Source organism: Chitiniphilus shinanonensis DSM 23277, from assembly GCF_000374805.1.
GTDB lineage: Bacteria > Pseudomonadota > Gammaproteobacteria > Burkholderiales > Chitinibacteraceae > Chitiniphilus > Chitiniphilus shinanonensis.
This window is the reverse complement of the sequence record NZ_KB895334.1, coordinates 63,421-77,158: the sequence shown is the minus strand read 5'-3', so window position 1 is coordinate 77,158 and position 13,738 is coordinate 63,421. Positions and strand designations below refer to the sequence as shown.

At 67.4% G+C, this 13,738-nt stretch carries 11 protein-coding genes; 10 read left to right on the top strand and 1 reads right to left on the bottom strand.

Translation table 11 applies throughout. From position 1 onward, the window contains the following. Positions 1-3: 3 nt before the first annotated feature. From C556_RS0100375 to C556_RS0100325, 10 genes are all read left to right on the top strand, one after another. A complete protein-coding gene (locus C556_RS0100375) occupies positions 4-540 on the top strand; it encodes a F0F1 ATP synthase subunit delta (protein ID WP_018746234.1) in 537 nt (178 codons plus the stop codon). An 11-nt stretch (positions 541-551) separates the two neighbouring features. Further along, positions 552-2,093, top strand: coding sequence for a F0F1 ATP synthase subunit alpha (gene atpA / locus C556_RS0100370; protein ID WP_018746233.1), 1,542 nt, complete (start codon positions 552-554; stop codon positions 2,091-2,093). A 30-nt stretch (positions 2,094-2,123) separates the two neighbouring features. Continuing rightward, positions 2,124-2,993, top strand: coding sequence for a F0F1 ATP synthase subunit gamma (gene atpG, locus C556_RS0100365; RefSeq protein ID WP_018746232.1), 870 nt, complete (start codon positions 2,124-2,126; stop codon positions 2,991-2,993). Between the two features lie 41 nt (positions 2,994-3,034). After that, positions 3,035-4,414, top strand: coding sequence for a F0F1 ATP synthase subunit beta (gene atpD, locus C556_RS0100360; protein WP_018746231.1), 1,380 nt, complete (start codon positions 3,035-3,037; stop codon positions 4,412-4,414). A gap of 17 nt (positions 4,415-4,431) precedes the next feature. Continuing rightward, on the top strand, positions 4,432-4,854 hold the full coding sequence (locus tag C556_RS0100355) for a F0F1 ATP synthase subunit epsilon (RefSeq protein WP_245559198.1): 423 nt from the start codon (positions 4,432-4,434) through the stop codon (positions 4,852-4,854). A 283-nt stretch (positions 4,855-5,137) separates the two neighbouring features. Continuing rightward, positions 5,138-6,514: a bifunctional UDP-N-acetylglucosamine diphosphorylase/glucosamine-1-phosphate N-acetyltransferase GlmU gene (gene glmU / locus C556_RS0100350; protein ID WP_018746229.1), complete on the top strand. Its 1,377-nt coding sequence runs from the start codon at positions 5,138-5,140 to the stop codon at positions 6,512-6,514. A 189-nt stretch (positions 6,515-6,703) separates the two neighbouring features. Further along, entirely contained in the window at positions 6,704-7,792 is a 1,089-nt protein-coding gene (gene gcvT, locus C556_RS0100345) for a glycine cleavage system aminomethyltransferase GcvT (protein ID WP_018746228.1), read from the top strand. A 141-nt stretch (positions 7,793-7,933) separates the two neighbouring features. Next, positions 7,934-8,320, top strand: coding sequence for a glycine cleavage system protein GcvH (gene gcvH, locus C556_RS0100335; protein ID WP_018746226.1), 387 nt, complete (start codon positions 7,934-7,936; stop codon positions 8,318-8,320). A 140-nt stretch (positions 8,321-8,460) separates the two neighbouring features. Beyond that, positions 8,461-11,316: an aminomethyl-transferring glycine dehydrogenase gene (gene gcvP / locus C556_RS0100330; RefSeq protein WP_018746225.1), complete on the top strand. Its 2,856-nt coding sequence runs from the start codon at positions 8,461-8,463 to the stop codon at positions 11,314-11,316. Positions 11,317-11,366: 50 nt separating this feature from the next. Continuing rightward, positions 11,367-11,870 carry a glycine cleavage system transcriptional repressor gene (locus C556_RS0100325; protein ID WP_018746224.1) on the top strand — a complete coding sequence of 168 codons (504 nt, stop codon included), beginning with the start codon at positions 11,367-11,369 and terminating at the stop codon, positions 11,868-11,870. A gap of 53 nt (positions 11,871-11,923) precedes the next feature. Here the strand turns inward: C556_RS0100325 and C556_RS18685 are convergent, their stop codons facing one another. Then, positions 11,924-13,693: a tetratricopeptide repeat protein gene (locus C556_RS18685; protein WP_018746223.1), complete on the bottom strand. Its 1,770-nt coding sequence runs from the start codon at positions 13,691-13,693 to the stop codon at positions 11,924-11,926. Positions 13,694-13,738: the final 45 nt, after the last annotated feature.

Genomic DNA, 13,738 nt, shown 5'->3' with positions numbered 1-13,738 from the left:
GTCATGGCAGAACTCATCACCGTCGCAAGACCCTACGCCGAGGCCGTCTTTCGTCTGGCAAAGCAGGAAGGCAAGCTCGAGCAATGGTCCGAGGTTCTGGCCAATCTCGCTGCCATTGCCCGTGACGAGACCGCGCTGGCCGTAGTGGCCGATCCCAAGTATTCCGCCGCACAGCTCCAGCAATTGCTGGTGGGCCTGTTGGGCGGCAACGTCGGCGCCCAGGTCGAGAACTTCATCGCCGTGGTGCTGGAAAACCGCCGATTCGCCGCATTGCCGGACGTCGCCGAACTCTTCGAGTCGCTCAAAGTGGCCGAGGAAGGCGAAGTGAAGGCCGTGATCGCTTCCGCGTTCCCGCTCAACGACGCCCAAGTCGCTCAGCTCCAGAGCCTGTTGGCCTCGGAACTCAAGCGCAAGGTGGAAGCCGAGGTGCAGGTCGATACCGACCTGATCGGCGGCGTGACGGTGACGGTCGGTGACCTGGTGATCGACGCTTCCGTGCGCGGCAAGCTGACAGCGCTGGCGACAAGCCTGAAGAGCTAGGAGATTTTTGTATGCAACTCAATCCGTCTGAAATCAGTGAACTGATTAAGGCTCGGATCCAGAACCTGTCGGAAGGCGCAGAAGTCCGTACCACCGGTACGGTCGTTTCGGTCACCGACGGCATTGTCCGCATCCACGGCTTGTCCGAAGTGATGCAGGGCGAAATGCTGGAATTCCCGGGCAACACCTTTGGCCTGGCCCTGAACCTCGAGCGCGATTCCGTCGGTGCCGTGGTGATGGGCGAATACACCCACATCGTCGAAGGCGACGAAGTGAAGTGTACCGGCCGCATTCTGGAAGTACCGGTCGGCCGTGAACTGGTCGGCCGCGTGGTCAATGCCCTGGGTCAGCCCATCGACGGCAAGGGCCCGCTGGGTACGACCGAATCCAGCCCGATCGAAAAGATCGCCCCGGGCGTGATCGCCCGTCAGTCGGTGTCGCAGCCGCTGCAAACCGGCCTGAAGTCCATCGACACCATGGTGCCGATCGGCCGCGGCCAGCGCGAGCTGATCATTGGCGACCGCCAGACCGGCAAGACCGCCGTCGCGCTCGACACGATCATCAACCAGAAGGGCACCGGCGTCATTTGCATCTATGTCGCCATCGGCCAGAAGGCATCGTCGATCGCCAATGTGGTGCGCAAGCTGGAAGAGCACGGCGCGATGGGTCACACCATCGTCGTGGCCGCCGCTGCTTCCGAATCTGCCGCGCTGCAATACATCGCCGCCTACTCCGGTTGCACGATGGGCGAATTCTTCCGCGACCGCGGCGAAGACGCGCTGATCGTCTATGACGACCTGTCCAAGCAAGCCGTGGCCTATCGCCAGATCTCGCTGCTGCTGCGTCGTCCCCCGGGCCGCGAAGCGTTCCCCGGCGACGTGTTCTATCTCCACTCCCGCCTGCTGGAGCGCGCTGCGCGCATCAACGCCGAGGAAGTCGAGAAGCTCACCGGTGGCGCAGTGAAGGGCAAGACCGGTTCGCTGACCGCGCTGCCCATCATCGAAACGCAGGCCGGCGACGTGTCCGCGTTCGTGCCGACCAACGTGATCTCGATTACCGACGGCCAGATCTTCCTGGAAACCGACCTGTTCAACGCGGGTATCCGTCCCGCCATGAACGCCGGTATCTCGGTATCGCGCGTCGGTGGCGCCGCTCAGACCAAGGTCATCAAGAAGCTCGGCGGCGGTGTGCGTCTGGCGCTGGCCCAGTACCGTGAACTGGCTGCGTTCGCGCAGTTCGCCTCGGATCTGGACGAAGCCACCCGCAAGCAGCTCGAGCGCGGCAAGATGGTGACCGAGCTGATGAAGCAGGCCCAATACAGCCCGCTGAAGGTTGCCGAGCTGGGCGTGACCCTGCTGCTGATCGCCAAGGGCGTGTACGACGACGTCAAGGTCGAGAAGGCACTGGCATTCGAAGCCGCCTTCCTGGCCAACCTGAAGGCTAACCACGCCGACGTGCTGGCGCGGGTGGAAGAAAAGGGCGACCTGTCGGCCGACGACGAAGCGACCATCCTCAAGGCGGTGGAAAGCTTCAAGTCCGCCAGCGCCTACTGATTCGAACCCGTTTAGAAAAGGAATCGAATCATGGCTGGCGGTAAGGAAATTCGCACCAAGATCAAGAGCGTCAAAAACACGCAGAAGATCACCAGCGCCATGGAAATGGTGGCGACGTCCAAGATGCGCAAGGCACAGGAGCGCATGCGGTCGGCCCGCCCCTACGGTGAAAAGATCCGCAACGTGGCGGCCCACCTGTCGGTGGCCTTCGTGGACTACGCCCACCCGTTCCTGCAGAAGCGGGACGAGGTGAAACGCGTCGGTCTGATCGTGGTGACGTCGGACAAGGGCTTGTGCGGTGGCTTGAACACCAACGCCCTGCGTCTGGCGCTCAACAAGATGAAAGAATGGCACCAGAGCGGCCGCGAAGTCGCCGTGACCGCCATCGGCAGCAAGGGTCTGGGGTTCATGAGCCGCAGTGGCGCCAAGGTCGTTTCCTCGACCGTGGGCCTGGGCGACACCCCGCACCTCGACCAGCTGGTCGGGCCGCTGAAGGTCATGGTGGATGCGTTCATCGCCGGTGAAGTGGACGAAGTGCACCTCGTGTACACCAAGTTCATCAACACCATGAAGCAGGAGCCCGTGGTAGAGCAGCTGCTGCCGTTGTCCGGCGAGGCCTTCGGCCAGCCCGAGCACGGTTACAACTGGGAATACCTGTACGAGCCCGATGCCAAGACCGTGATCGACGAGCTGATGGGCCGCTACCTCGAAGCCCTGGTGTACCAGGCGGTGGCGGAGAACATGGCGAGCGAGCAGGCGGCGCGCATGGTGGCGATGAAGGCGGCAACCGACAACGCCGAAAAGGTGATCGGCAATCTGCAACTGCTGTACAACAAGACGCGTCAAGCGGCGATCACCAAGGAACTCTCCGAGATCGTCGCCGGCGCCGCTGCGGTTTGATGCAGGTCGCTCCCCGAATTGAATGAATTAGGAACCCTAAGATGAGCCAAGGGAAAATCGTACAAATCATTGGCCCGGTGGTCGACGTGGAATTCCCCCGCGACAACCTGCCCAAGGTGTATGACGCGCTCCTGCTCGTCGACCAAGACCTGACGCTGGAAGTCCAGCAGCAGCTTGGCGACGGCATCGTGCGTGCCATTGCCATGGGCTCGACCGATGGCCTGAAGCGCGGTCTGGCGGTGGGCAACACCCACGCCCCGATCTCGGTGCCGGTCGGCAAGGCCACGCTGGGCCGGATCATGGACGTGCTGGGCAAGCCGGTGGACGAAGCCGGCCCGGTCGAAGCCGAAGCCAAGCGCGCCATCCACCAGTCCGCACCGAAGTTCGACGAACTGAACCAGACCATCGACCTGCTGGAAACCGGCATCAAGGTGATCGACTTGGTCTGCCCGTTCGCCAAGGGCGGCAAGGTCGGCCTGTTCGGCGGCGCCGGTGTCGGCAAGACCGTCAACATGATGGAACTGATCAACAACATCGCCAAGGCGCACAGCGGTCTGTCCGTGTTCGCCGGCGTGGGCGAGCGTACCCGCGAGGGCAACGACTTCTACCACGAAATGAAGGACTCCAACGTCCTCGACAAGGTGGCGATGGTGTACGGCCAGATGAACGAGCCGCCGGGCAACCGCCTGCGCGTCGCGCTGACCGGCCTGACCATGGCCGAGCACTTCCGTGACGAAGGCCGTGACATCCTGTTCTTTGTGGACAACATCTACCGTTACACCCTGGCCGGTACCGAAGTGTCCGCGCTGTTGGGCCGGATGCCGTCCGCGGTGGGTTACCAGCCGACGCTGGCCGAGGAAATGGGCGTGCTGCAAGAGCGCATCACCTCGACCAAGACCGGTTCGATCACCTCGATCCAGGCCGTCTACGTGCCTGCGGACGACTTGACCGACCCGTCGCCGGCCACCACCTTCGCCCACTTGGACGCAACCGTGGTGTTGAGCCGCGACATCGCCGCGCTGGGTATCTACCCCGCTGTCGATCCGCTGGCCTCCACCAGCCGCCAGCTCGACCCGCAGGTCGTCGGCGACGAGCACTACCAGGTGGCGCGTGGCGTGCAATCCACGCTGCAGAAGTACAAGGAACTGCAGGACATCATCGCGATTCTGGGTATGGATGAACTGTCCCCCGAGGACAAGCTCACCGTGTCCCGCGCGCGCAAGATCCAGCGTTTCCTGTCGCAGCCGTTCCACGTGGCCGAAGTGTTCACGGGTTCGCCGGGCAAGTACGTGCCGCTCAAGGAAACCCTCAAGGGCTTCAAGGGCATTCTCAACGGCGATTACGATCACCTCCCCGAGCAGGCCTTCTACATGGTCGGCGGCATCGAGGAAGCGCTCGAAAAAGCCAAGACCTTGCAATAAGGGGATAGGCGATGGCCATGACCATGCACGTGGACGTGGTGAGCGCCGAGGAACTGATCTATTCCGGCACGGCCGAGTTCGTCTCGGCCCCCGCCGAGAAGGGCGAGATCGGTATCCTGCCGCGCCATGCGCCGCTGCTGTCCCGGATCCGTCCGGGCGCGCTGCGCATCAAGCCGGCCAACAGCAACGATCCGGACGTAGTGCTCTACGTCTCGGGTGGTTTGCTCGAGGTGCAACCGCATGTGGTGACCGTACTGGCCGACACCGCGATTCGTGGTGCCGACATCGACGAGGCCAAGGCACGCGATGCCAAGGCTCGCGCCGAGGAAGCGCTGAAGAACAAGAGCAGCTCGATGGACTTCGCCATGGCGCAGGCCGAACTGCTCGAAGCCGTGGCGAAGCTCGCCGTGGTGGATAAGCTGAAGAAGCGTGGTCACTGATTCTTCCCTGGAAGAACGTTGAAAAGGGCAGCCGCAAGGCTGCCTTTTTTCTTGGCCACGACGGCGATGTTCCACGTGGATCATTCCGTGCTGGTGGGCGGGCGACCTGCCCGCGACACGGTGACTGCGTATTTTTGACGCCCGGCGTCATATCCGTGCCGGATACCATTCGCATGCCTTGCGCCGATCAGCGGAACCTCGTCAACCTCCGGCTCTGCCGTCTTTGTCCTGTCAGAGCGCGCCGGTACAATCGGCCCCAATTCCTCCCCATCTCCCGACGCCCATGACCCAAACCACCCTCAATGTCGTCGTGCTTGCCGCTGGCCAGGGCAAGCGCATGTATTCCAAGCTGCCCAAGGTGTTGCATCGCCTCGCGGGCAAGCCTCTGCTGGGCCATGTGCTCGATACCGCGCGCCAGCTCGGGCCGCGGCAACTGGTGGTGGTATTCGGCCACGGCGGCGAGCAGGTGCGCGCCGAATTCGCCGACGCGGCCGATCTGGCCTGGGCGCACCAGGCGCAACAACTGGGCACCGGCCACGCGCTGGCTCAGGCGCTGCCGCAATTGCAGGGCGGCACCACGCTGATGCTGTACGGCGACGTGCCGCTGACCCGGCTGGAGACGCTGCAACGCCTGCTCGACGCCAGCCAGGGCGGCAAGCTCGGCATCCTGACCGATCTGCTGGACGACGCCACCGGCTACGGCCGCATCGTCCGCAACGCCGCCGGCGACGTGCAGGCCATCGTCGAACAGAAGGACTGCACCCCCGAGCAGGCCGCGATCCGCGAAATGAACACCGGCATCCTCGCGCTGCCCACCGAGCGCCTGGCCGGCTGGCTGGCCGAGCTGAAGAACGACAACGCCCAGGGCGAGTACTACGCCACCGACCTGATCGCGCTCGCCGTGCGCGATGGCGTGCCGGTCGCCACGGTGCAGCCGGCCCACCACTGGGAAGCCGAGGGCATCAACAACAAGCTGCAACTGGCCGCGCTGGAGCGCATCCACCAGGGCGAAGTGGCGCGCGCGCTGCTCACCGCCGGCGTCGGCCTGGCCGACCCCGCCCGCATCGACGTGCGCGGCACGCTGGCCCACGGCCAGGACGTGCTGATCGACGTGAACTGCGTGTTCGAAGGCCGCGTGGTACTGGGTAACGACGTGCGCATCGGCGCCAACTGCGTGCTGAAGAACGTCACCGTCGGCGACGGCGCGGTGATCCATCCGTTCAGCCACCTGGAGGACGCCGAAGTCGGCCCCGGCGGGCTGATCGGCCCCTACGCGCGGCTGCGCCCTGGCGCCAGGCTGGGCGACGGCGTGCATATCGGCAACTTCGTCGAAGTGAAGCAATCGACCATCGGCGACGGCTCCAAGGTGAACCACCTGAGCTACGTCGGCGACACCACCATGGGCTCTGGCGTCAATGTCGGCGCGGGCACCATCACCGCCAACTACGACGGCGTGAACAAATTCCGCACCGTGATCGAGGACGGCGTGCGCATCGGCTCCAACAACGTGCTGGTCGCCCCGGTGACCATCGGCGCCGAAGCCACTACCGCCGCCGGCTCGGTGATCTCGCGCAATGCCCCGGCCGGCAAGCTCACCGTCGCCCGCGCCAAGCAGGTGACCATCGATGGCTGGCAGCGGCCGGTGAAGATCCAGAAGTAGTACGCGTCGACCGCCATTGCGGCGGCCGATAGCACCATCCGGCGCGGGCTACGGCCCGCGTCGGCGTTTCCGGCCAGATACCAAGCTGCCAGGCAGCGCGGAGGAAAACCCTGGCAGCCGGACGAAGCACCGCGCAAACCCAAGGTTTGCCCCTTATAATCGCGGCAATTTTCACGTCCGGGCGCCGCCATGCCGCAACGCACACCGCTGTACGAAGCCCACGTCGCCGCCGGCGGCAAGCTGGTCGATTTCGCCGGCTGGGAGCTGCCGATCCACTACGGCTCGCAGCTCAAGGAGCATGAGATCGTCCGTGCCGACGCCGGTATGTTCGACGTATCGCACATGACGGTGCTCGACATCACCGGTCCGCAGGCGACGGCCTTCCTGCAACAGCTGCTGGCCAACGATGTCGCCCGCCTGGGCGTCGAGGGCAAGGCGCTGTACTCCGCCATGCTGACCCCGGACGGCGGCGTGATCGACGACCTGATCGTCTACCGCACCGCGTGGGACTACCGGATGGTGGTCAACGCCGCCACCCGCGCCAAGGATCTGGCGTGGATCGCCGCACGCGCCGCCGCCTTCGACGTGACCGTCACCGAGCGCTCCGAACTGGCGATGCTGGCGATCCAGGGCCCCAACGCCCTGGCCAAGACCCGCGCCGCCGCACCGCAGCTGGCCGGCCTGATCGACAGCCTGCAAGTGTTCCAGGGGCTGGCCGCGCCCGAAGTCGACGGCGGCTGGTTCGTCGCGCGCACCGGCTACACCGGCGAAGACGGGCTGGAGATCATGCTGCCCGGCGAGCAGGCCATCGCGTTGTGGAACGCGCTGCTGCTGGCCGGGGTTTCCCCGGCCGGGCTGGGCGCCCGCGATACGCTGCGGCTGGAAGCCGGCATGAACCTCTACGGCAGCGACATGGACGAAACCGTCTCGCCGCTCGCCGCCGGCATGGGCTGGACCATCGCCTGGCAACCGGCCGAACGCGACTTCGTCGGCCGCGTCGCGCTGGAGGCCGAGCGCGCCGCCGGCCCCGCCTGGCGTCAGGTCGGGCTGGTACTGCAAGGCAAGGGCGTGCTGCGCGGCGGCCAGCCGGTGCGCACCGACGTCGGCGACGGCGTCATCACCAGCGGCACCTTTTCGCCTACGCTGAGGCTGTCGGTCGCCATTGCCCGCGTGCCGGCCGGATGCGGCGAACAGGTCGAGGTGGACATCCGCGGCAAGCTGGAGCCGGCCCGCGTGGTCAAGCTGCCGTTCGTACGCCACGGCAAACAGGTCTTTTAAAACAGGAAGGGGGAAGGGAGAAGAGGGAAGGGGAACTTCGAGGCGCCATCACGGATGGCGATGCTGTTGTGGTTCTCCCCGCTCTCTTCTTCCTGCCCACTGCCCGAACCAAACATCGCAACCCCGAATCCGGAGCACCCCATGAGCCAAGTCCCCGCCGAACTGAAATATGTCGATACCCACGAATGGCTGCGCCGCGAAGCCGACGGCAGCATCACCATCGGCATCACCGACCATGCGCAGGAACTGCTGGGCGACGTGGTCTACGTCGATCTGCCGCAGGTCGGCTCCCGCCTCAACCGTGGCGACACCGCCGGTGTGGTGGAGTCGGTCAAGGCCGCCAGCGACGTCTACGTGCCGCTGGAAGGCGAAGTGGTCGCCGTCAACCAGGAACTGGTCGACGCGCCCGAACTGGCCAACACCGAGCCCTATGGCGGCGCCTGGTTCTTCCGCATCAAGCCGGCGCATCCGGCCGATTACGACGGCCTGCTGGACGCCGACGCCTACAAGGCACTGATCGGCGCCTGAGCCGGGCCCGGGGTTGACGGCGCGCCGATGGCGCCCGCGCGTCGCCCGCACTGGCCCCACCAGCCGATCCGTCCCGCGCCTCTCATGCCCGGCCGCTGTTCGCCGGGCTGATTCCGTCCGCATTCCACTCGACCTTGCCCATGACCGCCCTCAACCGACTCGAAGCCCACGACGAATTCATCCAGCGCCACATCGGCCCCGACGGCGAAGCGCGTACGGCGATGCTGCAAGCGCTGGGTCTGCCGTCGCTGGAAGCGCTGGTGGATGAAACCATTCCCGCCGCGATCCGCCTGCCCGCGGATCTGCCGCTACCCGCGCCGCGCCGCGAAGTGGACGCGCTGGCCGACCTGGCCGCGCATGCGCGCCGCAACGTGATCCGCACCTCGCTGCTGGGCCAGGGCTATTACGACACGCACCTGCCCAAGGTCATCCTGCGCAACGTGCTGGAGAACCCCGGCTGGTACACCGCCTACACCCCGTACCAGGCCGAGATCGCCCAGGGCCGGCTGGAGGCGCTGCTCAACTACCAGCAGATGGTGATCGACCTGACCGGGCTGGCACTGGCCAATGCCTCGCTGCTGGACGAAGCCACCGCGGCCGCCGAGGCGATGGCCATGGCGCGCCGCGTCTCCAAGTCCAAGTCGAACCGCTTCTTCGTCGATGCCGCGGTGTTCCCGCAGACGCTGGACGTACTGAAGACCCGTGCCCATGGTTTCGGCTTCGAACTGGTGGTCGGCGAGACGGCGCAGGCGGCCGGGGCCGACGTGTTCGGCGCGCTGCTGCAATACCCGGGCGACGATGGCGAGGTGCGCGACCTGGCGCCGGCCATCGCCGCGCTCAAGGCGCGCGACGCCGTGGTGGCGGTCGCCACCGACCTGCTGGCGCTGGTGCTGCTCAAGTCGCCCGGCGAACTGGGCGCCGACATCGCGCTCGGATCGGCGCAGCGCTTCGGTGTGCCGATGGGCTTCGGTGGCCCGCACGCCGCCTTCTTCGCCACCCGCGACGAACACAAGCGCGCCGTGCCCGGCCGCATCATCGGCGTGTCGGTCGATACGCGCGGCAAGACCGCGCTGCGCATGGCGCTGCAGACGCGCGAGCAGCATATCCGCCGCGAGAAGGCCAATTCCAACATCTGCACCTCGCAGGTGCTGCTGGCCAACATCGCCGGCCTGTACGCGGTCTACTACGGCCCGGCCGGGTTGCGCCGCATCGCCGAGCGTACCGCGCGGCTGACCGCCATCTTCGCCGCCGGCCTGCGCCAGGGCGGCGTGCGCGTGCTGAACGACAGCGCCTTCGACACGGTGCGCGTCGCCGTGGCGGATGCCACCGCGCTGTGCAACGCCGCCGCCGCCGCCGGCTACAACCTGCGGGGGGTCGATGCCGCCACCGTCGCGCTGTCGTTCGACGAGACCACCACCCGCCACGACCTGGCCGCGCTGTGGCCGCTGTTCGGCGTGACGGCCGAGGTCGACGCGCTGGACGCCATCGCCCCGTCGCTGTTGCCGGTGGCGGCGCTGCGCCAGGACGCGATCCTCGGCCACCCGGTGTTCAACCGCTATCACACCGAGCACGAGATGCTGCGCTACCTGAAGCGCCTGGAGAACAAGGATCTGGCACTCAACCATTCGATGATCTCGCTCGGCAGTTGCACCATGAAGCTCAACGCCACCAGCGAGATGATCCCGGTCACCTGGCCCGAGTTCGGCCGCGTCCACCCGTTCGCCCCGGCCGACCAGACCGAGGGCTACGTGGCGATGATCGAAGAGTTGTCCGAGTGGCTGCGCATCGTCACCGGCTTCGACGCGGTGTGCATGCAGCCGAATTCCGGTGCTCAGGGCGAATACGCCGGCCTGGTGGCGATCCAGCGCTACCACGAGGCGCGCGGCGACGCGCAGCGCCGCATCTGCCTGATTCCCAAGTCCGCCCACGGTACCAATCCGGCCACCGCGCAGATGATCGGCCTGAGCGTGGTGGTGGTCGATTGCGACGACGCCGGCAACGTCGACGTCGCCGACCTGCGCGCCAAGGCGGAAAAGCACGCGGCCGAGCTGTCGTGCCTGATGCTGACCTACCCTTCCACCCATGGCGTGTTCGAGGAAGCGGTGCGCGACATCTGCCGGATCGTGCATGCGCACGGCGGCCAGGTATACATGGACGGCGCCAACCTCAACGCCCAGGTCGGCCTGACCGCGCCCGGCCACATCGGCGCCGACGTCAGCCACATGAACCTGCACAAGACCTTCTGCATCCCCCACGGCGGCGGTGGCCCCGGCATGGGGCCGATCGGGCTCAAGGCGCACCTGGCGCCGTTCGTGCCCAACCACGCGGTGCGGCCGGTGCCGGGCGCCAGCGTCGGCCAGAGCGCCGTCTCCGCCGCGCCGTACGGCTCGGCGTCGATCCTGCCGATCTCGTGGATGTACATCGCCATGATGGGCGGCGAGGGCCTCAAGCGCGCCACCCAGACCGCGCTGCTCAACGCCAACTACCTGGCCGCCCGCCTCGGCGCGCACTACCCGGTGCTCTACACCGGCCGCCAGGGACGCGTGGCGCACGAGTGCATCCTGGACATCCGCCCGCTCAAGGCCGCCACCGGCATCAGCGAGGTGGACATCGCCAAGCGCCTGATGGACTACGGCTTCCACGCCCCGACCATGAGCTTCCCGGTGCCCGGCACCATCATGGTCGAGCCGACCGAATCGGAGTCGAAGGCCGAGCTGGATCGCTTCGTCGAAGCGATGATCGCCATCCGCGGCGAGATCGCCCAGGTGGAAAGCGGCGCGCTGCCGGCCGACGCCAACCCGCTCAAGCATGCGCCGCATACCCAGGACGACGTGATCGGCGGCTGGGATCGTCCCTACAGCCGCGAGCAGGCGGTGTTCCCGCTGCCGTGGGTGCGCGACAACAAGTTCTGGCCCAGCGTGAACCGCATCGACGACGTGTACGGCGACCGCAACCTGTTCTGCGCCTGCGTGCCGATTGACGAATACGCCAACTGACGCGCCGGCGAGCCGGCACCGAATCACCGCAGCCTTACCGGAGTCAACGCATGCCTTCCATCCTTGTCCTGACCGTGCTGGGCGCCGACAAGCCCGGCCTGGTGGAACAACTGGCCAACGTCGTCGCCGACCATGGCGCCAACTGGCTCGAATCGTCGATGAGCCGCCTGGCCGGGCAGTTCGCCGGCATCCTGCGGGTCGAGGTGGCCGCGGAGCACCGCGCCGCGCTGGAGGCCGCGCTGGCGGAGCTGGCCGACCTGCGGGTCACGGTGGTGGAAGGCGGGGTCGGCGAGGATTACCCGCACGAGTTCACGCTGTCGGTGGTGGCGCACGACCGCATCGGCATCGTCAAGGAAGTGACGCAGGTGCTGGCGCGTCACCGCGTCAACGTCGACCAACTGGCCACCGAGGTGATGCCGGCGGCGATGTCGGGCGAATCGATGTTCCACGCCGACGCGATCCTGCGCGCGTCCGCCGACTTCGACGAAGCCGCCTTGCAGCGCGACCTGGAGGCGCTGTCGGACGATCTGGTGGTGGAGTTCGGCGCAGACTGAGCTTTTTTGAAGCGGCTAACCAAGCGCTTCTGGCTGGGTCTTGCTCGCCGCGCTCAGCGTGCGCGCTGCGCCAGCAGCGCTGCCATCCGCGCCAGCGGTTGCGACCAGTCGCCCGGGCTGGTCTGGCGGAACAGCCGCATCACGTCCGGATACCATGGCGTATCGTCGCGTCCGCGCAGCCAGCGCCAGTCGGTGCCCGCCGCCGGCAGCAGCACCCAGCAAGGCCGCCCCAGCGCGCCGGCCAGATGGGCGACCGCGCTATCCACGCTGATGACCAGGTCGAGCTGCTCGATCACCGCCGCGGTGTCGGCAAAATCGTCGAACATCGGCCCGAGCGGCAGCCAGTCCATGCCGGTGGGCACGTCCTCGGCCGGCGTCGGTTGCAGACCGATCCAGTGCACGCCGGGCACCGCCGCCAACGGCGCCAGCGTCGCCAACCCCGGCAGCGAGCGCTGGCGGTCGTTGTGATGCAGCGGGTTGCCGCGCCAGGCAACGCCCACCCTCAGGCCGGAGCCGGGCACGCGCCCCTGCCAGCGCGCGCGCCGCGCCGCGTCGGCCGCCAGGTACGGCAGGTGGGCGGGCAGGGTGTCGGGCGTGCCGCCGGCATGGCGCGGCACGTCCATCGACATCGCCCAGCAATCGATGCGCAGGCCGGCGTCGCGGGTTTCGTCGTGGGGCAGCACCCGGTCCACGCCGCGCAACGAGCGCAGCAGCGCCACCAGCGGCGGCTGGCAGGCGACGGTGACGCGGGCCGCGCCCAACTCCTTCAGGCGTGTCGCGTAGCGACAGAACTGGATCTGGTCGCCGTAGCCCTGTTCCAGCCATAGCAGGATCGACTGTCCGGCGAGCGATTCGCCCTGCCAGCGCCGGCCGGGCAGGTGGCCGGGGCGCGGGGTCGGATGTTGCAGGCCCGGATCGAAGCGCGTTTCGTGCTCGACCCAGCCCGCCTGCCACTGGCCGCGCGCCAGCAGCAGGAAGGCGCGGTTCAAGCGTGCGCGTGGATGGCCGGGCGCCAACGCCAGCGCGGCGATGAAGGCATCCTCCGCCTCGGCATCGCGCCCCTGGCCCGCCAGCAGCACACCCAGGTTGGAATGGGTGAGCGGCACGCGCGGGTCCAGCGCCAGCGCGCGGCGGTAGGCGGCTTCCGCTTCGGCCAACCGGCCCTGTCGCGCCAGCAGGCCGGCGAAATTGGCATGGATCGGCGCCGCCTCCGGCGCTCGGGCCAGGGCCACGCGATACCACTGCTCGGCTTCGTCGTCGCGCCATTGTCCTTCCAGCAACAACGCCAGGTTGGCGGGCGCCACGGCGTCGTCCGGGACGAGTGCGATGGCCTGGCGGAAATGCTGCTCGGCGGCCTGTACTTCGCCGCGTCGCGCCAGCAGGTCGGCGAGCGCCAGGTGGACCGGCGCGGGCTCGGATGCCTGGAGCCCGGCGCGTAGCGCCGGCAGCGCGGCGTCATCCTGGCCGAGCGCGGCCAGCGCCAGGCCGTGGCGCGCCTGGACCTCCACATCGTCGGGCGCCAGTTCGGCGGCGCGGCGCCAGTGCGCCGACGCCTCGGCGTTGCGCCCGCCCGATTCCAGCAACTGCGCCAGATTGAAATGGAGATCCGCGTTATCCGGCTGCCCTTGCAGCGCCAGCCGCCACCAGCGCTCGGCCTGTACCGCATCGCCCAGCGTCTGGGAACAGGCGCCGGCCAGCCGCGCCAGCAGCGGATCGCCGGGAGCGTGGTCCAGCGCCGCGAGGACCAGACGATAGGCATCGAGCGGGCGTTGATCGGCCAGCAAGGCGCGGGCTTGTTCTGCGACGGTGGTGAGCAGGGCCATGGTGTGGCGGTGGATGTGTGGGGCCGGCGTTGCCGACAGGATTGT

Excerpts from the sequence above, each read along its gene's own strand:
- C556_RS0100375 (WP_018746234.1), top strand. The coding sequence starts at position 4 with ATGGCAGAACTCATCACCGTCGCAAGACCCTACGCCGAGGCCGTCTTT.
- atpA (WP_018746233.1), top strand. The coding sequence starts at position 552 with ATGCAACTCAATCCGTCTGAAATCAGTGAACTGATTAAGGCTCGGATC.
- atpG (WP_018746232.1), top strand. The coding sequence starts at position 2,124 with ATGGCTGGCGGTAAGGAAATTCGCACCAAGATCAAGAGCGTCAAAAAC.
- atpD (WP_018746231.1), top strand. The coding sequence starts at position 3,035 with ATGAGCCAAGGGAAAATCGTACAAATCATTGGCCCGGTGGTCGACGTG.
- C556_RS0100355 (WP_245559198.1), top strand. The coding sequence starts at position 4,432 with ATGACCATGCACGTGGACGTGGTGAGCGCCGAGGAACTGATCTATTCC.
- glmU (WP_018746229.1), top strand. The coding sequence starts at position 5,138 with ATGACCCAAACCACCCTCAATGTCGTCGTGCTTGCCGCTGGCCAGGGC.
- gcvT (WP_018746228.1), top strand. The coding sequence starts at position 6,704 with ATGCCGCAACGCACACCGCTGTACGAAGCCCACGTCGCCGCCGGCGGC.
- gcvH (WP_018746226.1), top strand. The coding sequence starts at position 7,934 with ATGAGCCAAGTCCCCGCCGAACTGAAATATGTCGATACCCACGAATGG.
- gcvP (WP_018746225.1), top strand. The coding sequence starts at position 8,461 with ATGACCGCCCTCAACCGACTCGAAGCCCACGACGAATTCATCCAGCGC.
- C556_RS0100325 (WP_018746224.1), top strand. The coding sequence starts at position 11,367 with ATGCCTTCCATCCTTGTCCTGACCGTGCTGGGCGCCGACAAGCCCGGC.
- C556_RS18685 (WP_018746223.1), bottom strand. The coding sequence starts at position 13,693 with ATGGCCCTGCTCACCACCGTCGCAGAACAAGCCCGCGCCTTGCTGGCC.